The organism is Methylobacterium frigidaeris, from assembly GCF_022179185.1.
Classification (GTDB): domain Bacteria; phylum Pseudomonadota; class Alphaproteobacteria; order Rhizobiales; family Beijerinckiaceae; genus Methylobacterium; species Methylobacterium frigidaeris.
The window spans coordinates 1-20,299 of the sequence record NZ_BPQJ01000025.1 but is presented as its reverse complement, the minus strand read 5'-3'; the positions used below and the strand labels follow the sequence as shown (position 1 = coordinate 20,299).

The window sequence follows — 20,299 nt, the reverse complement described above, 5'->3', positions numbered from 1 at the left end:
GGTTCGTGAGCGACTGGTCGCCCTGGTCGAGGCGCTGCCCGACAATCGCACGCTGGTGAAGGTGGGCGAGGCATGAGCACGGGAATCGACCACATCCTCGCCGCCGCGGCCTCGCAGCCCTGGGCGCTGATGCCGGAGAAGCTGGCGGAGATCCAAGCTTTCCTGGCGCTGCGCGCCGACGGTGCACGGTTCTCCCGGGAGGAGATCCAGGCCCGCATCGGTCCGGGCCGCACCGGCGAGCCGGCCGCGTCCTCGGGCGTGGTCGCGGTGATCCCGATCGTTGGCATCATCTCGCAGCGCATGAACATGCTGGCCGACATCAGCGGCCCGGGCGGCACATCCACGGATCGGGTCGGCGCCGCGTTCCGCCGCGCCATGGCGGACCCCAACGTGAAGGCGATCGTCTTCGACGTCGACAGCCCGGGCGGTGGATGCTTCGGCACTCAAGAATTGGCCGACGAGATCTTCGCTGCCCGGGGCCGGAAACCCATCGTGGCGCAGGTCAACAGCCTCGCCGCCTCCGCCGCGTACTGGATCATCAGCTCGGCCAGCGAGATCGTTGCCACCCCCGGCGGCGAGGTCGGGTCGATCGGCGTCTACGGCTCGCACAGCGACATGTCCGCCATGATGGAGAAGGCCGGCATCCGGAAGACCCTTGTCTCGGCCGGCGAGTTCAAGGTCGAGGGCAACCCGCTGGAGCCTCTGGGCGAGGAGGCCCGCGCCTACATGCAGAAGCGGGTCAACGAGGTCTATGGGGACTTCGTGCGCGCGGTGGCCCGCGGGCGCGGTGTCACCCCGGCCCGGGTCCGGGCGGAGTACGGCAAGGGACGCACGATGGGCGCTCGAGAGGCGGCCCGGCTCGGCATGGTCGACCGTGTCGCCACGATGCAGGAGACCCTGCGCCGCTTCGGCGGTGGCGGTGGTCCCGTCGCGGCGCCCGCACCGGCCGGCGGGATGGATGCGACGAGCATGGAGATGCGCCGGCGCCGCCACGCTCAGCGGCTCAGGATGAGGTGAGGCCATGCGAGAGATCCACCTGTTCCCCGGCGCCGCCCGGCGCGGCGCGGTCCGCACCGTGGCGGATGCCGCCTTCCCCCTCGCGCCGGTCGAGAGTGACCGCATCGTCCGGGAGGCCGCCGCTCACCATGCCGCCGAGGTGCGCACCTTCGGCGACGACGAGGCTGTTATCGCGGCCGATGCCGCCGGCTTCCGGCGGGCCGTTGAGGACGAACTTCAGTACCGCCGGGTCCAGGCGATCATCGACGACCCCGAGGAATTGCAGGCCGCGCGGGAGATCGTCGGCGCCCTGTTCGGGCGGGGTGTGGGTCGGCGCTGATGGTCGGCCCCGCGGACCACTCGCAGGTGTCCGGAACAACAGCGAGAGCCGGCGGCCCTTGTGTCCTGAGGAGGGCGCGGCCGGCAAAATATCCCCGGCAGAAACAAGCACACCGGCCGCCGGGCGTGCTCCTCGCGAGAGAGGTGGCATGTCGAACCCCGATCAGGAAATGAGCCCCACCCTCGTGCGCTACCTGCGCGAGGCGGCCGGTCAGCCCTTCGCCTGGGGCTCGCTCGATTGCTCGCTGTTCATGGCGGGCTGGGTGCGGGCCCGGACTGGCATCGACCCGGCCGCAGCTCTGCGCGGGCGCTACGCCACAGAGCGCGGCGCTCTACGCCTCGCCCGACGCCTGGGCGGCATGGAGGCCGTCGCCCGCCGGCAGATGGCGGCGGCGGGTTTTGCCACCACCTGCGAGCCGGTGCCGGGGGATGTCGGGATCATCGCGCATCCGTGCATCGGGCCCACCTGCGCGGTTCTCACCGAATACGGCTGGGCAATAAAATCGCTTCAAGGCGTGGCTGTTGTCCGCTTCCCCGCCATTATAAGTTGGAGTCTTGCCTGATGCCTGTCGAAATCGGAACGGCCGTCGCGACCGCGGTCCTAGGTGCGGAGATCACCAGTACTGTCATCATCCCCGGCCTGACGGTCGGCAGCGTCGTCGGTTACGGCATCGCCTCGTCCTGCACTCTCTCCGCCGCTATCGCCCTCGCTCCGGACGCTCCCCATGACTGCCGTCAACGTCATCCTGCGCCCCACCGCCGCTTTCGTCGTCACGGACGGCGAGCGCCGCTACGGCGGGCAGGTGGTGCATTCGGCGCCGAAGGTGCTGCCGCTCCCGCACCTCAACGCGGCGCTGGCGGTGCGCGGCGACTGGCTGATGCTGACCACGATGTACGGCATCATCACCGGCCGGCGGACCTCGTTCGAGGATGCAGCCGCGAACCTGGGGCAGGATCTGGCCGACGCCGCGGCCGGTGTGTCGAAGGCCCTGCCGCTCCTCTCGGGACATGACGTGGTTCTGACCGGCTGGCCGGAAACGCGCCCCGGCCCGGAGTGCTGGCTGGTGACCGATCATGAGCGCTACGGCTTGGCGCCGTTCAAGGCAGCCTCGCTCGACGGGCTGCTGATGCCCGACGACGGCACGCTGAAGGGCAAACTCGCCGCGATGCGCCTGTTCGATCGCCGCGAGCCCTTCGAAGCCCTCGTTGACGGCAACAGGATCATCGCCGCGCAGCAGGCTCTGCCCGGGAGCGGGGTGGGTGGCTTCTGCCAGGTGACCGTGGTCACTCCGGAGGGGATCTACACCCGGATCACCGCCGAGTTGGGGGACAGCGAGCCCGCTCAGGCGTAGGGGTCACGCTTTGGGGCGGGCGGCGCCTCCGGGATCACGGCTCGGGCGATCTTCTTAAGCCGTGATAGAGCTATACCGATGCCGCTCATGATGATACCGCCGACGAGCAGCGTGACCACGATTTGTATTTGAATATCGCTGCGAATTGTGCTGGTGAAGGCAAGACCTGCCACGAAGGTCACCAAACCCAGCACTGCGAACAGGACGCCCATGACTTCCTCCCGATGATACAACCGGGAGTGCCCGTGTCACACGGCGCTGGCGAGTGCGGATCGGCCACAGTGGCGGGGAGACGTGATAGCTTCAGAGCTGGTCCCGACGCCGCGGGCGCAGGTTCATGATCGAACGCTTCTGTCGCCGCTCCGCTGCCTCCGCCTCATCGAGGTTCCGCGACAGCGGCCGGACGGCGAGCGCCAGGATGGTGTTCATCCTGGTCTGCCAGCCCGGCCCGGTCGCCTTGAACGCCTCGACCACCTCCGGGTCCAGGCGGAGGGTGACCAGCTGCTTGCGCTTCTCTGCCTTCGGGCGTCCGCCGCGACTCGGCAGGGCCTCGAACACCTCCGGCGGCAGCGCCTCGCTCGCCGGCCGCATCGTGGCAAGCTCCTCGGCGGTCAACTCGGGGATATCACCGTCCAGGTCCCAATCCTCGTCAGAAGTCGTAATCGACGGGCGACCAGCCTTCGCGGTAGCGGTCATAGGTGTCCCTTTCCAGCCGGCTCGCCCGGCGCAGGCTCACGAGCGATAGCGCCTCGCTCCCGAGCGGCGAGATGACGGCAAGCACCACCAACTCGTCGTTCCAGCGGCCGATGAGCAGGTATCGCGCCCGGCCCGTGCTGCTCGGGCTCGTGGCGATCCGCACGGCGCTGTCGCGGTCGAAGCAGCGCTCGAAGTCGGCGAAGTCGAACCCGTGCTTCTGCAGGTTCCGTTGCCGCTTCGGCTCGCCGTATTCGATGCGCATGGGTAAACGTAGTGACGCGAACGGGGGCGGCGCAAGCGGTTCGTGTAGGTACGGCCCTGCGGCGAAGTGTGCCAGCCGGCATGCGGACAGCAGAAAACCTCGCCATCTTGCCGGATGCGGCCTTTCGTGAGCCGCATTGTCCACCGCTGCCTGACCCGCTCGGAGAGCCGATCACACTCCTGGGCGAATTGCTTTCGGATTTCCTACGCGTCTGGGCCCGTGCGCGGGGAGGACGTGGCGCATGTCGTAACCTGCGCGATCTCACATAATACGGTAATCCAACCTCCCGCCGAAATTCCATGTACCGTCCGTGCGGCGCTAGATTTTCACCTCTCATCTAGAACCGTATTGCAAGATCGTAGTCGCCCAATAGGCGCGCGCAATCTAGATCTCTTTCCATTTTTACATGATTAGCAGTATTAATAACTGCATCGCGAGGTGATGACATGCTTATGAGACCGTTTTTTACAAATCCAGAATTGCTCTCGGAAAGGCCTATTCCGGTGACGAAGACATTCTTGAAGCGTGTTATTTTCCCCTGGTCTGGCGTGAGTATCTGCATGTTCTGTGCATGAAAACCAAATCCAAGAAATATTATTTGCTCCGCGTCTTCTACAGCCATCTTCATGACTTGTTGCAAACTGGTATCTGATATCGTTTCAGTATAAGTTATTAGTTCATCAGAAACTCTAAGGGCATCGTAGTCATCATTGTCGCCGCCTCCAAACTGTACGACGGTCCCGAAAGCGTCCATTCCGGGAAGATAGCCAACCTGACCATACGGATGATAAATATTGGCTTTGCTGACTACTTTATTCGCTGTGGCCTCGTCGCACGCAAAAACGGCCATAAGCGCATGTATGAGATAGAATTCAAGGCATCTGTCATAGTTGAAATTAATAAAAGTCATATTTTGAAAGGATCGTTCTATATCGTCCTTTTGAACACCATGAGTTAACTGTATGAACATTCGCCTATACCACGAGGTCATAGTTTTTTTAAAATCCACATATCTTCTACCTTGTCTTTCATTGTATAAAGCGCAGCCACGCTCTGCTTTTAGTATATTAAATGAAATTGCTATCTTCGCAGCCTTGATGATGCGGTCGTCGGATTGGTGAATATTCACAAAATCATCAATCGAATTGGACAGATTGATGCCGGTGCTTATTGTGTTGGAGGCTCTATCGTACTCTACGATTTCGTGATTTAGGTGTACAGAACCCACAGTGCGCGCATGCTTCCGCAGCATCTCTGAATATATTGGATTGTTAGGGCTCCGCTTATTTTGGTGAATAGGTATTTCAGTGGTTGAAGCAATACTCTCTGCTAATTTGGTCCCCATTGGCATGCCAATATCATATCCGGACCCCGCACCAATTACGATAACTGTTTTCTTGTTGAGCATGTTATGACGTCTCGCAATCGAGTCTAGAAATAATATTAGCGCATCTTTTGCTAGCATCAATGTGCCAAACGCTATCTAGGTGCGCATTTTGAAGTCCTGCACTCCTATTATGGTCGTGGCCAGACAAATATCGGAGATGGCCAGTACGCCGCGTTGGTCCTGCCCCACGCAGCACGAAACCTCCGCCTTACCGAGCGCGGAGACCTACCCGAGCAGCAGACCAGGCGGAGGCTCCTAATGCCGCACCTCCTCAGGCACACGGAGTCCAGTCGATCTTGGGCTTTTGCGCCAGGATCCGCTCGAAATAGTCGGCCACCGCCTGCGCGCCGCTCGCGTGCATCATGGCGACGGGATGGGCGAGGTAGGCGCGGGCGAGATCGAGCGGAATCTCGCCGGCCTGGAGCGCGCCGAGCACCGCGTCGATGAAGGCGTCGTTGGCCTCGTTGAAGTCGGACGAAAGCTTCTTGCGGTCGTTGAGCGCCTTAATCGGCATCGTGCGGGTCGTCCTCTCGAAGGTCTGCCCGGCCGCTGAGACGGGGCGCCCATTCTCGGAGGCGAGGCAGCATGCGTCTTTCAACCACACCAAGGCGCGGTGTGGTGCTCGCTGCTTCCGCAGCGCTTCCGCGACCGGTTTAGAGCCAGGGCCGCAGATCAGCTAAGTTGTTGAGATTGTTGGCGCACCCGACACGATTCGAACGTGTGACCTTTGCCTTCGGAGGGCAACGCTCTATCCAGCTGAGCTACGGGTGCTGACCGCGAAGCCTCTGTAGCCCGGCTCAGCCCGGAGCGCAACAGGGAAAGGGATCGCGCGTCCGCTCAAGGGGATCCGGGCGAAGGCTCCGACGGCAAAGGTCACGCGGTCGAATCGTGTCGGGTGCGCCGGGGGAGGGGAGGCCGCGTCCGACGGGCTGGGGATCGCGCCGCGAATGCGGACGGCGTGCGGCACGGCTGACGCCGCGTGCCGCTGGTGCGCCGGTCGTGCCTCACTTCGGCCGTCTGCGGCCACGGCGAGGCCGTGCCACGGGCGCGCCTTGGGGAACGCCGGCCTCTCGCATCAGAGCTTCGACAACAGCCTCAGGTATGTCCATCACCTCGACGACGGTCAGGCTTCGCGCCTGGATGTCGTCGGCGTAGAGCGCGGCCGCCAGCGAGTGGCGAATCGGCAGGCGGTCGCCGCGAGCGGCGGCCCCCGTGCAGAACGCGACCAAATCGTCCCGCGGCTCGACGATGATGCCGAAGCCGGCATGGAACGGCCCGGCCTCGAACAGCCGCATGCCGATCACCAGCCCCTCGGATGCGGAGGCTTCGAGGCCCTCGTCGACGAGCCAGAGACGGCGTCCGGCCGCCATCAGGTCCTCGAGCCAGAGGCCGGCCTGCGCGTGCCGCTCGGCCACCCGGAAAATCGACGCGAATGCATCACCCATCCGGCGGGCGACGTCATGCTCGGTCGAGTCGAGGGCGGCGAGGCGATCGTGGAGGAAGCTGTCGAAGACGCGCCGGCCGCGCTGGTTGGGCTCGAACAGCGCCACGTCGCAGAGCATCTCGAAGACCGTATCGTCCTCGAGCAGCGCGTCGTCCACGAGGCCGAGATGCTTGGCGGCTCGGTCAAGGTCAGGCTTCTTGCAGGCATCCAAGGCCTGTGCGAGGACGGTCTGGATCGCGCGCCGGATCGGTCGATACTGGGAGAGGATCGCGTCTCGTGACATCGAATTCTCGCCGGTCATGATCATCCCTCCACCCGACAGGAAGTAGGTCGCATGAGCAGCATCCGGGAGCGGCTTCAAGGCCGCTGGCGCATCACCGAGACTGGCACCTGGGACAACGACTTTCTCGACCTCGTCGAGCCGGCCTTCATCGCTTTCGAGCCGAACGGAGCCGGCGAGTTCCGCTTCGGAGCGGTCGTCGCGGCTCTCGACTGCGCCTACAGTCAGACCGATGTCGGCTTCCGGTTCCAGGGCTCGGACGAGGGTGATGAGGTCTCCGGCGAGGGCTGGGCCGAATGCAAGGGCGTCGACACGATCCACGGCGAGATTGCCTTCTGGAACGGCGACGAGACCACCTTCAGGGCGCGCCGATGGCAGTCGCCTTGACGGGTCGAGAGGGGGTATGCGCGTTCGCCCGCGCCAGGTTCGGAAGCCGTTGCGTAGATGCGCTCTTCGCCGCCTCGTCGCGTTGCGACCCTCGCCTTGACGGAACGGGTGACAGGATAGTGGCTGTAGTCCCGCGCCTACCGTGAGAGCCGGTCGGACAAGAGGCCGCTCTGTTCCAACGTGCTACCATCGTCAGAATGCCGAACACGCCAGAGAAGCTGGCTAACGGCGCAGGACGCCGAGCATGCGGAGGAACGTCGATGAACGAGGAAGACGTGAATGTCTCTCTATTGAGAAGCGCCTATGCCGAGTGGTCCAGCAGCAAGGCGGCGAATCCTCAATGCTGGATGGAGCTGATGGCTGACGATGCTAAACTAAGATCGTTGACCGACGGCGCACCGGAGTTATCGTTTACAGCACGGCGAACGTCGAAGGGCGAGATCAAGGCATACTTGGACGACCTGCTGAGAGACTGGGAGATGGTCCACGCACACATGGGCGAATACCTCGCGCAAGGCGACCGGGTCGTCGTGCTCGGAGACGTTGCGTGGCGCAACCGGGCGACCGGGAAGATCGCCGAAACCCGGAAGGTCGACGTCTGGCGGTTTCGCGACGGAAAGGCGATTGGCTACGAGGAGTTCTTCGACACGGCGGGCGCGATCGCCGCCGCGACACCCGATGCCGCAGCGGGCCCAGCGGGCGTCGACCCGGCTGTTCAGGCGCGAGAATGAACGTCCATGTGTCGACAGTCGATGTCGCTCGCGCTGCCCTCGAAGGCGAGGTTACCGTCCTGCGGTGCGTCTTGGTGAAGCACGACCGGGTAGTCAATCGAGAGCGCGATCGCGTCGCCGATCTGACAGCGCAGCTACTGACCGCTACGGTCCAGGCCATAGAGGCGACCGGGCTTCAAGCAGAGCTTCAGGGCCGCCTGGATGCTGCTATCGGCTAGATGCAAGCTCTTCGCGCTCGCCCTGGATGGCGCCAGTTTTTGGGCTAGAGTAGAAGCAGAACGTTACAATAAAAAATGCAATATATCTACCGGAGTAATGATCTTGAGTGAATTTCAGTTTAATCCAACGTCTCTACTTTCTGTTCTCCAGTCAAATTTTTACAAAGTTCCTATATATCAAAGGTCATATTCCTGGTATATAAATCAAATCGAAGATTTTTGGAACGATATTTCAAAAGCAATCGAGGCAGGCGATCATTATTTTTTAGGGACTCTTGTGTTCTCATCAGAAAACAGTAATCAGCCAATCTCAGTCATAGATGGACAGCAACGTCTAGCCACAACCACAATTTTATTGGCGGCATTAAGAGATCAATACCATAAGCAGGGCGATATTCGTTCAAGCAGTGCTTACAATGATGTGATTGCTCCCAGAGATCTTGAAGATTACGAAGAAAAGCCACGCATACGCTTAAATGCCAAAGACCATCCTTTTTACAGTGATTTGATAATATGCGGTAAAAAGAAAACATCAGAAGTAGACTCTCACATCAAAATCGAGGAAGCTTTTGAATACTTTATTAATAAACTAGAAAGCATAATCAGTGAGAAGCCCGCCGATTGGCCAAAAGCATTTGCTTCCATATACAAGTTTTTGAATAAACAAGCTCGAGTAATTACAGTTCGCGCCCCTACTGAGGCAGACGCATTTACAATATTTGAGACACTTAATGATAGGGGCGCTGATTTAACAATTGCTGATTTGCTAAAGAATTTTCTCTTTAGTCGCGCGTCGTCAGATCTTGATATCGTTCAAGATCGCTGGCAGGCTTCTCAGTCGATTTTAAATGAATATCAAGAAGAGAAAGAGTTTCTCATCTTCCTTAGACACCTATGGAGTTCGACGCACGGGGCCACTCGCGAACGGGATCTATATAGATCAATAAAAAATGACATCACCAATAAGCAAGATGCAACACGATTTGCCAAGCAACTTGAGGATGGAGCCAAAACATACGGCGCCATTCTATCCACTGAAAATGAGTTTTGGTCTAATTATTCAAAACAAAGTAAAACATATCTTGCCTCTCTCAACCAATTTAACCTTCAGCAGAGTCGCCCAACATTGTTAGCAATGCTACAGCTATTCTCGAAAGAGGAAATTGAGAAATCTCTTCGAGCCTTTGTAGCGATATCTGTGCGTGGGTTAATCACTGGGGGAATAGGTGGTGGTCAAGCTGAACGCTACCTTTGTGAAGCTGCCGTGGCAATCAGAAAAAAGGAAGTAATTGATTGTGCGTCTCTCATAGCAAAGTTGCGCCCTATTGTCCCAACAGATTCAGCATTTGAACGCGCGTTCGGATCTTTCTCAACTGGGAACAACAGATTCGCAAGATATATATTACTCTGTCTCGAAAAAACGCTGCAATCCGATCCAGAGCCAGAGCCAGAGCCAGAGCCAGAGCCAGAGCCAGAGCCAGAGCCAGAGCCAGAGTTTGTTCCAAGTGACGATGTCGAGCAAGTAAATTTTGAGCATATTCTCCCAAAGAATGCAAAAAAGTCAGACTGGCCAGCATTCACAAATGACGATTTATCATCTTATCCATATAGAATAGGAAATATGACCTTACTCCAAAAAGGAACAAATGGAAAGATTGGCAACAAGGGATGGAATGTCAAGCGCCCGAAAATAGCATTGTCACGGCTGAAAATCAACAACGATGTTCACTTGCAAGCTGACTGGAGAACTGGCGAAATTGAGTCAAGACAAATCTCCCTTGCCAAAAATGCACTTTCTACTTGGCGTGTCTAGATGGTGTTGATCAGGATGCCGAACGAGTCCGCGCCCGCAAGCAGCTCGCGCGCGAGCGCGACCTGCTTGCCCAAGAGCGTGCTGAAGCTGACGAGGGACATGCCGGTGACGTTGCCGCCCGGCCGCGCCAGGCTCTGGGCGAGGCCCGACCCGATCGGGTCGACGATCGTCGCCAAGACGATCGGCACCTGCGGCATGGCCTGGCTGCAGGCCAGGGCGGCGGCCACCGTCGCGGTCATGGCGACGTCGAGCCCGAGCCCGGCGAGTTCGGCAGCGAGCGCCGGAAGGCGCTCCAGCCGGCCCTCGCTCCAGCGCAGATGCAGCACGTGGTCCCGCCCCTCGGCGTAACCGAGGTCCCTGAGGCCCTTCCGGAACGTGCGGATATACGACCCGTGCGACGCGACCGAGCCGGTGACCAGGCAGCCGATCGTCGCCGGGCGGTCGCGGGGCTGCCCCCGGGCGTCCCCGCGGAAGAGGACGAGGAGCGACGCGGGAGCGAGACCCGTGATCAGATCACGCCGCATCATGAGCCGGCCCCGAGCCGATGCGAGCGCTGCCCTCGCCGATGCCGGCGCGATCCAACCACGAAACCGGCTGTCCGGCGACACCCGACCTGCGATCGATCGTCCCCGGGTTTGTGCGACCGCTGATCGCGGCCAGCGCGTCCAGGCAGTCGCCGCGCGGGAACCCGTTGCAGGATCTCAGGCCGCGCTCAGCGCCGCGACCCACTGCTCCGTCGGCTGCGCGCCCGAGACCGCCCACTTGCGGTCGACGATGAAGAACGGCACGCCCGAGACTTGCATCTCGCCGGCCTGCCGCTCCGTGGACTCGACGAGCGCCCTCAGCTGCTCGCTGCCGAGCGCGTCGTCGACGACGGCTCGATCGAGCCCCGACGCGACGCCGATCTCGCGCAGGACGTCGGGATCGCCGACATCCCGGCCATCCTCGAAATAGGCGCGGAATAAGGCGTCCACGACCGGATCGGCCCGTCCGTGCTGCGACGCGGCTGCGATCAGCATGTGGGCGCGCCGCGTGCTCGGCGTGCGGGTCATCCGCTCGAAATTAAAGCCGATGCCCTCCTGCCGCCCGAGCGCGGCCATCTGCGCGTCGAGCTCTGCGGCGCGCTCGGGCCCGAACTTGCGAGCGCGGTAGTCGGCGCGCGCCATGCCGTCGGCCGGCATGCCGGGGTTGAGCTCGAAGGGCAGCCACTCGATCGTGGTGGTCTGGCGCTGCCCGAGCTGGTCGAGGGCGCGCTCGAGCCGGCGCTTGCCGACGTAGCACCACGGGCAGATCACGTCGGAGAACACGGAGATCGTCAGCGGCATGGGTGTGCTCCTGATCGTCCATGGCATCGCCGATCACGGCCCCGAACGCCAGCCCTGCTCGGTCAAGATCTGGAGCATGCCCAGGATGCGCTAGGAGCGTCGCTGAGCGGTTCCGGGGGATCGGGTGCTACACACCTAGCTGCCGCGAACGGTGCCCGCCGGTGAGTCTCCCAGTGGGAGAGGCGCGAGTGCGTCCCCGGGGTATCTGGATCGCTAAGGACACCATGTCGCCAAGGATGCAGCCGGGAGGGCGGTGAGCACATAAGGCACAGCCCACGCGCGTCTCGATCCGACCTAGGACTTCCACATCGCACGGCACCAGGATCGCTCAGGAGCGTCGCTGAGCGGCTTGGTCTCATTGAGGGCTGGGTGAGTAGGGGTCGCGAAGAGCCCCTGCCAGCGGGCCTCCTAACAGCTTGGCGTTTTGGGATCGAGAATCTGCGCCTCTCGTGAGAAGCGCCGACTGCCGACCGCTATAACGATCACGACAGCGCTGCGAACCCGAACTCAGACCTGGAAGGACCCCACAGATGACCTCCTCATCTGAATGCAACCCCGCGCGCGTTATCGGCATCCTCGATCCGATCGTTTTAGAAGAGCGCGCTCAGCTCGTCGTCAAGGCGGCAGCGTATCTGAACCCAGAGCGCTGGCAGGACGAGCGCAAGCTGGCAAAGACCAAGTGGTTCGACTACCGCTTCCTCTCTCCGATCGAGGCCACCCTCAAGTTCGTTGAGGATTATCAGCGCGCCTATCGTGTGCATTGGAGGCAGAGCTTCGACGCCGAGACCGCAGACAAGAAGCGCGCTATCGCGTCTGGCGGTCTCTGGCATGACCGCAAGGAGTTTACCGAATTCTGGAACGCACGGGCACATGCCGACTGGCTCGGCGTCGACTACTTCATCTACTGCATGGTCAGCATGGAGACGGCGCTGCGGCGGGCGAAGCAGAAGCGTCTTTTGCGTCCGGGCCACATGCGCTCGGAGGACTGTATTCGGGCAGTGCAGAAGAGGCACGATGAGGAGATGACCGGGCGTGTTTGGTTGTCCGAGCTCCCGCACTATCGCCTGGAGAATTTCTGCGCGCTGCCAGACCAGATCGCACACCAGCAGCACGTTGCTCAGACGGTCCGGAAGAGGTCGAATGCAATCCTCGCCCTCGGCGGCGCCATCGACGCGCTTCGCGTGCTGCCTGTCCATATCGCCGAGGAGATCTTCGGCGAGGAGCACGTCACCATGGCACGTGAGCGGGCGAGTTTCGTGACGACCGCTCGCGTCGACCTCGTGCCCGATGCCCAGCTCGTTCCGGCGTGTTTCGGTCTCCCGGCGCCCTTGGACACGAACGCGGAGCCATGCTGCCGGTGCCCACTTGCCTCGCAGTGCCAGAAGGCGTCTGAGCGCACGCTCGCCGATGTCGTAGCGCGGCATGGCTCAGTTGACCCTCGTCGTGCACACGTTCGGGAGCTGGGTAGGGAACGCGTGCGGCGGCTGCGCGAGAGGAGGCGTCTTGCATGAGCCGGAGGCTTAGAGGAGCGTGACGACACCGAAGTGGCAGCGTAAGGCCGCGCCTGGTTTCGGGTCCTCCCCATGTGTTGGCACTTGAGGCACCCGTTCGGGAACTCCGGAGGGTGCCTGAGAGCGGGATGTAACGCGCTCCATAAGCATGTAGATCTTCAAAGGGTATTTATATTTATGGAGAGCGTTACATCGTTGCGGGACGTGGGATGTAGATCTCCGGTTCGGGACGATGGTGTCGAACTTGGCTACCCCGGGAGTGAATGACGGTGCGGAGGTCGAGAGGCTCCGGCTCGGGATGCACCGGGTGTCGATGCTTCGTGCTCGACGCTGAAATGTTCCGGCTCTGGGGGGCGCCCTGGAAGAGCCGACACCCGAAGGCAGCAGTCCCTGACTTGTCGACCTTCCGCGTCGTCTTCTTATCCCAGCCGGCTCGCGAGATCCGCGGCCCGCAGGTGGGTGTAGCGCTGGAGCATGCGAAGCTCCCGGTGCCCGGAGATCGTTGCGACCTCGGCGACGTTGAAGCCCTTCTCGAACAGCCGCGACACCGCCTCGTGCCGTAGGTCGTGCAGGTGCAGATCCTTGAGCCCCACACGGCGCGTCAGGCGGTCCCAGGCAAGCCGCACCGTATTCGGGGCCAGGGAGAACACGGTCTCGCTCTCGCCCGTCCTGAGCGCTCTGAGCGTCTCCACGGCACGGGTCGACAACGGCACGTCGCGGCTGTTGCCGTTCTTCGTCATCGGCAAGTGCGCGACCCGCTGCTCGAGGTCGATGTGCTCCCAGCGCAGCGACAGGATCTCGCCGCGTCGCATCCCGGTCTCGATGGCGAGCACGATCAGCGGACGCAGGTAGGGCGTGCGACCGGCATCAGCTGCCGCGAGCAGGATCTGCTCCTCATTGCCCTCCAGACGCCGTGTGCGGCCCCGAGGAGGGACAGGACGCCGGACGAGCTTGCAGGGGTTCTGGGCGAGGTGGATGTTCCACTCGCGACGCGCCGTGTCGATCGCGTGCGAGATCGTGTTCATCTCCCGGATGACGGTCGCGGGCGCCACGATCTTAAGGCGCTCATCGCGATACGCGGCGACGTCAGCGGTTGAGAGTAAGGTCAAGGTCCGGTGGCAGATCGGTCGCCGAAGGATCCCGTTGATGCGCGCGACCTCGGTGACGTGGCTGCGCTTCGTAGGCGAGATCTCGTCGCGATAGCGCTCGAGGATCTGAGCGAGGGTCGTTCTCTCGGCCGGGCGTGTATCAGGGAGGGCACCGGATCGGTCGAGCTCGGCTTCGAGGGTGCGCGCCCAGCGCTCTGCCTCTGATTTCGAGTCGAAGCTCTTCGAGCGTGGCTGCATGCCCTTGCGCCTGACGGAGGCTTGCCATCGCCCCCGAAGCTTTCTGATCGTCGCCATAGTATTCCTGATGTCCCTCGTGCGTGAGCACCGCATCGAAGGATGCCAACGAAGGGCCTGCAAGGGGTTCTAGGCTCGTTGTGGTTATCCTTGTGGCCAGCTCATCAACTCTCTTGAGCTCCGGCGCGCTTGGGCGGAACCCTCCGCACAGGCTGACCAACAAAACGCGTCAGCAGATGCATAAGACAATGCGCCAGGGACATGTGCACCTTGTTCAATATCGATTTTTTGATACAAAAGATATATTCATGGCATTTTCTCAAGTATTTACCTAAATATAACTTGTAATAACGATGTAGCTTAAGAATAAAAAGCCATTTACTTCCTTGATAAGTCAGCACTGACTTACTAAAAAATTCTTATAAAATTTTTTGACTTTGCCGCAACATCCGTATAGATCTGCGCCGGCTGGCAGCTGAGGCTCGCGTTGGCAGTTTCAGGTTGGGGCTAAGTGCGTATCAAGAATGCGCGAAGATCTAAACACAATCTGGATTTATGTGATGAAAATCTATCAAGTTACTTATTTTGATGGGGCTGGCGAGGATACTATTGAATGAAATTTGCGTGCCGGTCTGTGCCTGCCTCCCACTTTCGCCTTAAAAGCTGCGTGAGGCGGGTTACGCACGAGCCGACCGGTAGGATATAGCACGTTAAAAAACACCAAAAAACAATCTGCCGAAGATACCGTGTGACTCTCCTAGGTTTAGGCTATCTTGAGGGAGTCTAACAAGTGCAAGGGACAACACGTGATCGATCAGGAAGATTTTTCGGAACTTGATCCAGAACTCCGGCCATTCCTCTACACTAACCCGGTCATCGGCCCTTCGCTACGGCACCCACTTGTCTGTATGCCCTCTCTGAATGCAAAATTGCCACCCGACTTTGAGTTTGCCAATATGATTCAGTTGGTTAATGCGGCTCTAAGACAGAAAAAAGAGCAAAAACAAAGTGCCATAAATGAGCGAGGTTGGTTTACATATGTGTTTCTTCACGAGAGATTCTATCGAACCGAGGCTTTGATAGAATGCATCAGGTTTAACGAATATGATTTGGCAGCGCTATGGGAGCTTGTGCGTGAAGTCTGGGCAGATTCCGAGAACGTCTATGGGCAAGCTGATACTTGGCATCAGATTTGGTCACATGCTTGTTCGCAGAAATGGACTGCTATGACTCCTGTGGAGCGGAGCACTCTGCGGCGCTTGCCTAATGCAATTAAGGTGTGGCGTGGAGTATCTAATTTCGACGCAGTGCGGGGTATGAGCTGGACTCTAAGCCGCAAGAAGGCTGAATGGTTCGCACGCCGCTGGAGCGGGCCTGACGGACCGATTCTAGTCCGTGCACAAGTCAACAAAGCCGACGTGTGCACATATTTAGAGGGCCGCAATGAGCACGAGATCGTTGCCTTGCCGCATCACGTTTCAGTGCTAGAGATGCACCCCCTCACCTGAAATCTTCGGCAGTCAGGCTGCAGCCCCTAGCAGCCAACGCTGGGGCGGTTGGCTGTCGTTGCATCGGACAGCTAATTCTAAACCTCACCGGATCAACCGGGGTGCAGATCGAAGAAGATGCGTTGGCAGCTCATCACGGCCCAAGTTCCGATGCACCCACATCTGGTTCGACAAGGACGCGGATGCCGGGTGCGTGAGAGCAATGTAAGCCGGGCTCCTAAGGTAGTTTTTATCTCTCTCGTCCAGCTATCTCAACGTGTTCTGCACTCAGCGCGAGAAGTTAGGCTCCCTGCTATATAAGAGGACAAAAACCCAAAATCAGTTCGCATTGGCGTTTTACTAGGTCGAAGCGGGACAAGCAGGTGACATTCATGGGACATCGAGGGGACATCGGGCGCGAGCGGAGATAGTTCGTATTGCCGCCGAGCGGACGTAGAGGGGACATCGACTTCGTGCTTGTCCTACCGTTGTCCCAAGCCGATTGAGCCCATGTCATGGGTGTAGGACGTTAAGCCGGAGTTCGACGAAGTCGACAATCGTATTTTGCACGAGCGGTCACAGGCGCTGATCGCCTCTTCGCCGATCAGGCGGCCTGCCGACGACCGAGCCTATCCGTCGCCGGCTGCACTGCGCCTGGCTGGACCCACTCCGTGCGGTGCCGCGGCAAGGCGCCCGGATGCTCGGTCTGCAGGAAGGTGATTATCTTCTCGCGCACCTCGCAGCGCAGATCCCAGGCTTGCGGAGCGTTCCGGGCGCTGACCAGCATGCGGATCTCGATCACATTCTCCTTCGCGTCGGAGACCTGCAGGTTGACGACGTTGCGGTCCCACAGGGGCGACTGCGCAGCGATCTCGCTGAGCTTCTGGCGCATCGCGTCGATCGGCGCCGTGTGGTCGACGAAGAGGAACACGCTGCCGATCAGGGACGCACCGTCACGGGTCCAGTTCTGGAACGGCTTCTGGATGAAGTAGGTGAGCGGCAGGATCAGGCGTCGCCAATCCCACAGCCGCACCACGACGTAGGTCGAGTTGATCTCCTCGACCCATCCCCACTCGTTCTCGACGATGACGGCATCCTCGATCCGGATCGGCTGCGTGATCGCGATCTGGATGCCCGCCACCAGGTTCGAGAGGACCGGCTGCATCGCCAAGCCGAGAATCAGGCCTGCCGCGCCGGCGGAGGCTAGCAAGCTCACACCATATTGCCGAACCGGCTCGAAGGTCATCAGGGCGATCGAGACGGTGACCAGCGCCACGAGGGTGATGCCGGCGCGCTCGAGCAGACGCATCTGCGTGAAGTGCTTGCGGGCGAGAAGGTTGTCCTCGGCGTCGAGCTTGAACCGGCGCAGGTAGATTACGGTCGCGATGTGGAGCGCGACGGCGCAGGCCCAGCCGATCAGCGCCACGAAGGCGACGAGGAGGATCTGGTTGACGGCGATCCGCACCTCCCAGGACACCGGGGCCGTGGCCGAGGCGGTTGAGAGGGCGACGATGAGCAGCGCGAGGCGGGTCGGGCCGTGGGTGCGCGCGACCAGGGAGCGCCAGAACAGGCTCCGGTTCGCCACGGCGCGCTTTAGGACCTGGGAGGCGAAGCGGTGCAGCGGCAGCACGACAGCGCAGCAGGCGGCGATAAGGATCAGGCTCTGCGCCCACCACGGCACCCATGAGAGCCAACGGAGCGCATCGGTCATCAGCGTGTTCACGGCGGGCATCGGACCTCCATGGCAGCCAAGGGGCAAGCTCGGGTCGCGCAGCAGGTTCCGCGGTGCACAATCACCGTTGTGCGTCGCGAGAGGCTGGAATGTCCCTCGCGCATCGGACGCGATTCCGTTGCGCCTAGGGGAGGGTGGGGAACTTCCGGTGCGCATAGGGCATGAGCCGGACACGGATCACGGCAGTCCGCGGGGGCGTCGCCTCCGATTGGGTTAAAGGCGTAGCCACATGAACAAGGCATTCGGAGTGCAAGTCACTGTCGCGCAAGACCACGTATCGGAACCTAAGATCGCGCCCGTGCTAGTGGTCGCCCATGATGAGATGGACGCCGAGCTCCTCGCCTCTGAGGCCGCTGGCCCGGGTGCAAGCGCGACCGTGATGCGAGAACTTACCGCAGAGGAAGTTATCGAGCATCAGCTCGACTTGAGTCAGCACGGCAGCATGAAGTCGCTCCCGATTTTGCATCTCTGAGTGGGCTGTAGGCTTCTGGACAACGAAGGATGGCATGTGAGCGCTGATCAATTCGGATCGGAAATGGAGCCCTGGCCGCACTTGCAAGCGAAACGGCAGGTCAGAATTGCGGTTTCATCCAGAGCACCGTGACCTGAGCTTCCAGGTCAACGAACGACGAGGAAGGCTCGCGATCCCGAGCGCTTCAGACACGCCAAGGACGGCACCGCCAAGGACCGGGCCTGGGTTGTCATGAGCACAGATGACATCCCTCACGAGGAGGGTCAGATTTCCTAGGACTTCGCTCATTCCTGACCCGAGTTCGTGTTCGAGATCTAACCTGTCGCGTCATGAGAGCGGTTTTGACCCGAAGCTGGAAGGACGTGTCGCAGGGTGCGCTCAAAGTCTGGCGCGTCTCGTTCGGGCACGATCGCATGCAATAGAGCGTCAAGCCGCCCGAAAACATCGTGCCGCGAGGCCGCGCAGCGCCACCTGGAGGTTGGCAGTGCGGGCGATCGGGTCCGCCGCCTGAGTGAACAAGCGAAGGATCAAGGAGTGCCGCTGCAGCCGGTCCGGCGCGAGCTCGAGCGATTGTGCGCCCTCACTGACGCCGGTGAGTCGAGCCGCGACCCAGCCGATACCCTCGATCAGAACGTCGATCGAATCTCCGACCGAGCCGGTTTGATCCGCATCGACTCGTAGTAGAGCGGTCTGCATGCCGAGGCGCGCCAGCATGGCGTTGTAAGCGATACCGGCGGAGCGCACGCGGGTGGGCTCCTCGACGTGGAACATCTCGGCGCCGCGGGGACGCTCGAAACACACCAGGAAGGCCACGAAGGTGAGCAGCATCGCGATCCCGGCCCAGACTAGGTTGAAGTAGTCGAGCGGCGAAATCTCTGTCGCGGCTTCGGGCGACACGAACGACCACAGGATCGCTGCAGCCGACAGGAGGGCGATGCCGCCGAAGCCGGCCGCCATCCGCCAGCGCACGGTGGAGATCGAGCGGTCGCCGCCCTTGTCCGTGACCTTGAAGGGTCGACCGAAGGGCCGGACGGCTGCCGAGGCCAGCGTGAGGGTGATCGGCAGCGCTGTCATAATGTGTGTCACCTCCATGAACAGCGGCAAGGTCCGCTTGCCCGACACCCAGCCGCTGTAAATCCACAGCGCCAGGAGCGCCGGCACGCCGTAGCGCAGGAACGATAGGTAATCGGCGTGGAAGGCCGGCATGCCGAAGAACCAATAGATCGACGGTGCGATCAGCATCAGCACGATGAAGGGCTTGCACAGCCAGTTCATGACCCCGTGCAGGTAGTGCATGCGCTGCATCAGGGTGTAGTGCGGGGAGCGGAACGGCCCATCCTTGAGCAGCGCCACCTGCATCGTGCCGAGGCACCAGCGGGTGCGTTGGGTGATGTATTCCGGCAGTCCCTCGGCCGAGAGGCCGGCGCTGAGGCGCTCGTTGAGCCAGTGCGTCTGGTAGCCGTGGCGCATGAGCGAGTAGGTGAGGTTGATGTCCTCGCAGATGGCGTCGTGCGGGAAGCCGCCCATCTCGGTGACCCGGTCACGCCGGACGAGGAACGATGTGCCGACGCAGAACGCGCAGCCCCAGGCATCCTTGGCCGGCTGGAACACGTCGAAGAAGATGCGCTGGTCGTCGACCCAAGATTCTGCCGCCATGAGGTTGTGCTGAATCGGGTCGGCGTTGAAGAAGAATTGGGGTGTCTGCACCACGGCCGCCCGCTCGTCGTGGAACAGGCCGACGGTGCGCCGCAGGATGTTGGGCGCCACGGCGAAATCCGCGTCGAGGACGAGGATGATCGGCGCGTTCGTGTGCCGTGCCGTCAGGGCCAGCGCGTTGTTGAGGTTGCCGGCCTTGGCACCCTTGTTGTCGGGCCGCGTGATGTAGCGGGCGCCGACTTCGTCGCAGTAGGCCCGCAGCCAGTCTCGGCGGGTATCGTCGCAGACCCAGACGGTCGCGTTGGGGTAGTCTACCGCCAGGGCCGGGATGATCGATTTCTCAACCACCTCCTGGGGTTCGTTGTAGGTGCAAATGAAGATGTCTACGGCCGGCCAGTCGCCGTTCGCGCTGTGGCGTGCCTCCTCCCGGTCGGCCTCCTGCGACCGGTCTTTGAACCGGAGCAGGATGACCGTGGACATCAGCGTGTAGACGATGGCGATCGTCTCGAAGAGGAAGAAGACGTAGGGCCAGATCCGCTCCGGGCTGAGCTCGAAACGCGGCAGCGTGTCGTGCCAGCGCCAGGCCGTGTAGCAGAGGATGAAGACCGCGAGGGTCCCGCCGAACAGGGTGCGGGCGGCCGCGCTCGCCCGGTCGAGCAGCCCCGCCATGACGAGGAGGCCGATAAGGATGCCGAGATCGGTGACGAGGATCGCCGAGACGTCCTGGGGTGCTTCAAACATCGTGGGGGTTACTCCGGCTTGCGCCCGGTGAAGGGGTTCCAGCCCGTAGCGGCGAGAACGCCCCAGGCCGTTGCGCCGAGATGCGGCCGGCGGAAGTAGAAGAAGTCGTTTTCTGTGCTCGCCGGGC

The 20,299-nt window shown here is 61.2% G+C and carries 20 protein-coding genes and 1 tRNA gene; 9 read left to right on the top strand and 12 right to left on the bottom strand.

What is annotated here, in order from left to right; genetic code table 11:
* Positions 1-72 precede the first annotated feature (72 nt).
* The 4 genes from MFF64_RS22970 (at position 73) to MFF64_RS22955 (ending at position 2,687) form a co-directional block, all read left to right on the top strand.
* On the top strand, positions 73-1,017 hold the full coding sequence (locus MFF64_RS22970) for a S49 family peptidase (RefSeq protein ID WP_238192516.1): 945 nt from the start codon (positions 73-75) through the stop codon (positions 1,015-1,017).
* Positions 1,018-1,021: 4 nt separating this feature from the next.
* On the top strand, positions 1,022-1,336 hold the full coding sequence (locus MFF64_RS22965) for a DUF6074 family protein (RefSeq protein WP_238192515.1): 315 nt from the start codon (positions 1,022-1,024) through the stop codon (positions 1,334-1,336).
* Between the two features lie 169 nt (positions 1,337-1,505).
* The gene (locus tag MFF64_RS22960; protein WP_238192514.1) at positions 1,506-1,898 is read left to right on the top strand and encodes a DUF6950 family protein; all 393 of its coding nucleotides are present in this window, start codon (positions 1,506-1,508) and stop codon (positions 1,896-1,898) included.
* Positions 1,899-2,060: 162 nt separating this feature from the next.
* Positions 2,061-2,687, top strand: coding sequence for a hypothetical protein (locus MFF64_RS22955; protein ID WP_238192513.1), 627 nt, complete (start codon positions 2,061-2,063; stop codon positions 2,685-2,687).
* Here the strand turns inward: MFF64_RS22955 and MFF64_RS22950 are convergent.
* The 7 genes from MFF64_RS22950 to MFF64_RS22920 form a co-directional block, all read right to left on the bottom strand.
* On the bottom strand, positions 2,678-2,899 hold the full coding sequence (locus tag MFF64_RS22950) for a hypothetical protein (RefSeq protein WP_238192512.1): 222 nt from the start codon (positions 2,897-2,899) through the stop codon (positions 2,678-2,680). The two genes, MFF64_RS22955 and MFF64_RS22950, sit on opposite strands and share 10 nt — an antisense overlap.
* A gap of 91 nt (positions 2,900-2,990) precedes the next feature.
* The gene (locus MFF64_RS22945; protein WP_238192511.1) at positions 2,991-3,383 is read right to left on the bottom strand and encodes a BrnA antitoxin family protein; all 393 of its coding nucleotides are present in this window, start codon (positions 3,381-3,383) and stop codon (positions 2,991-2,993) included.
* Positions 3,337-3,645, bottom strand: a complete 309-nt coding sequence (locus MFF64_RS22940; RefSeq protein WP_238192510.1) for a BrnT family toxin — start codon at positions 3,643-3,645, stop codon at positions 3,337-3,339. The genes MFF64_RS22945 and MFF64_RS22940 overlap by 47 nt, the downstream gene beginning before the upstream one ends.
* A gap of 337 nt (positions 3,646-3,982) precedes the next feature.
* Positions 3,983-5,053, bottom strand: a complete 1,071-nt coding sequence (locus tag MFF64_RS22935; protein ID WP_238192509.1) for a hypothetical protein — start codon at positions 5,051-5,053, stop codon at positions 3,983-3,985.
* Positions 5,054-5,303: 250 nt separating this feature from the next.
* A complete protein-coding gene (locus MFF64_RS22930) occupies positions 5,304-5,546 on the bottom strand; it encodes a hypothetical protein (protein WP_099903010.1) in 243 nt (80 codons plus the stop codon).
* A 180-nt stretch (positions 5,547-5,726) separates the two neighbouring features.
* A tRNA-Arg gene (locus tag MFF64_RS22925) sits at positions 5,727-5,803 on the bottom strand.
* Between the two features lie 233 nt (positions 5,804-6,036).
* Positions 6,037-7,077: a DUF7986 domain-containing protein gene (locus tag MFF64_RS22920; protein ID WP_238192508.1), complete on the bottom strand. Its 1,041-nt coding sequence runs from the start codon at positions 7,075-7,077 to the stop codon at positions 6,037-6,039.
* Between the two features lie 326 nt (positions 7,078-7,403).
* Here MFF64_RS22920 and MFF64_RS22915 point away from each other — a divergent pair, with 326 nt between their 5' ends.
* Positions 7,404-7,874, top strand: a complete 471-nt coding sequence (locus tag MFF64_RS22915; protein WP_238192507.1) for a nuclear transport factor 2 family protein — start codon at positions 7,404-7,406, stop codon at positions 7,872-7,874.
* A 321-nt stretch (positions 7,875-8,195) separates the two neighbouring features.
* A complete protein-coding gene (locus MFF64_RS22910) occupies positions 8,196-9,905 on the top strand; it encodes a DUF262 domain-containing protein (protein ID WP_238192506.1) in 1,710 nt (569 codons plus the stop codon).
* On the opposite strand, the gene MFF64_RS22905 is transcribed toward MFF64_RS22910, so the two are convergent.
* Together MFF64_RS22905 and MFF64_RS22900 are read right to left on the bottom strand one after the other, a co-directional pair.
* Positions 9,902-10,432, bottom strand: coding sequence for an ABC transporter substrate binding protein (locus MFF64_RS22905; protein ID WP_238192505.1), 531 nt, complete (start codon positions 10,430-10,432; stop codon positions 9,902-9,904). The two genes, MFF64_RS22910 and MFF64_RS22905, sit on opposite strands and share 4 nt — an antisense overlap.
* 174 nt (positions 10,433-10,606) lie before the next feature.
* Entirely contained in the window at positions 10,607-11,230 is a 624-nt protein-coding gene (locus MFF64_RS22900; protein WP_238192504.1) for a DsbA family oxidoreductase, read from the bottom strand.
* Positions 11,231-11,760: 530 nt separating this feature from the next.
* On the opposite strand from MFF64_RS22900, the gene MFF64_RS22895 reads away from it, so the two are divergent.
* Complete coding sequence (locus MFF64_RS22895; protein WP_238192503.1) at positions 11,761-12,741, top strand: hypothetical protein; 981 nt, start codon at positions 11,761-11,763, stop codon at positions 12,739-12,741.
* A 419-nt stretch (positions 12,742-13,160) separates the two neighbouring features.
* Here the strand turns inward: MFF64_RS22895 and MFF64_RS22890 are convergent, their stop codons facing one another.
* A complete protein-coding gene (locus MFF64_RS22890) occupies positions 13,161-14,144 on the bottom strand; it encodes an integrase (protein ID WP_238192502.1) in 984 nt (327 codons plus the stop codon).
* Between the two features lie 746 nt (positions 14,145-14,890).
* Here MFF64_RS22890 and MFF64_RS22885 point away from each other — a divergent pair.
* On the top strand, positions 14,891-15,592 hold the full coding sequence (locus tag MFF64_RS22885) for a hypothetical protein (RefSeq protein WP_238192501.1): 702 nt from the start codon (positions 14,891-14,893) through the stop codon (positions 15,590-15,592).
* Between the two features lie 583 nt (positions 15,593-16,175).
* Here MFF64_RS22885 and MFF64_RS22880 read toward each other — a convergent pair.
* Positions 16,176-17,303 carry a mechanosensitive ion channel family protein gene (locus MFF64_RS22880; protein WP_238192500.1) on the bottom strand — a complete coding sequence of 376 codons (1,128 nt, stop codon included), beginning with the start codon at positions 17,301-17,303 and terminating at the stop codon, positions 16,176-16,178.
* A 229-nt stretch (positions 17,304-17,532) separates the two neighbouring features.
* On the opposite strand from MFF64_RS22880, the gene MFF64_RS22875 reads away from it, so the two are divergent.
* The gene (locus MFF64_RS22875; protein ID WP_238192499.1) at positions 17,533-17,775 is read left to right on the top strand and encodes a hypothetical protein; all 243 of its coding nucleotides are present in this window, start codon (positions 17,533-17,535) and stop codon (positions 17,773-17,775) included.
* Positions 17,776-18,201: 426 nt separating this feature from the next.
* On the opposite strand, the gene MFF64_RS22870 is transcribed toward MFF64_RS22875, so the two are convergent.
* A complete protein-coding gene (locus MFF64_RS22870) occupies positions 18,202-20,172 on the bottom strand; it encodes a glycosyltransferase family 2 protein (protein ID WP_099900195.1) in 1,971 nt (656 codons plus the stop codon).
* Positions 20,173-20,299: the final 127 nt, after the last annotated feature.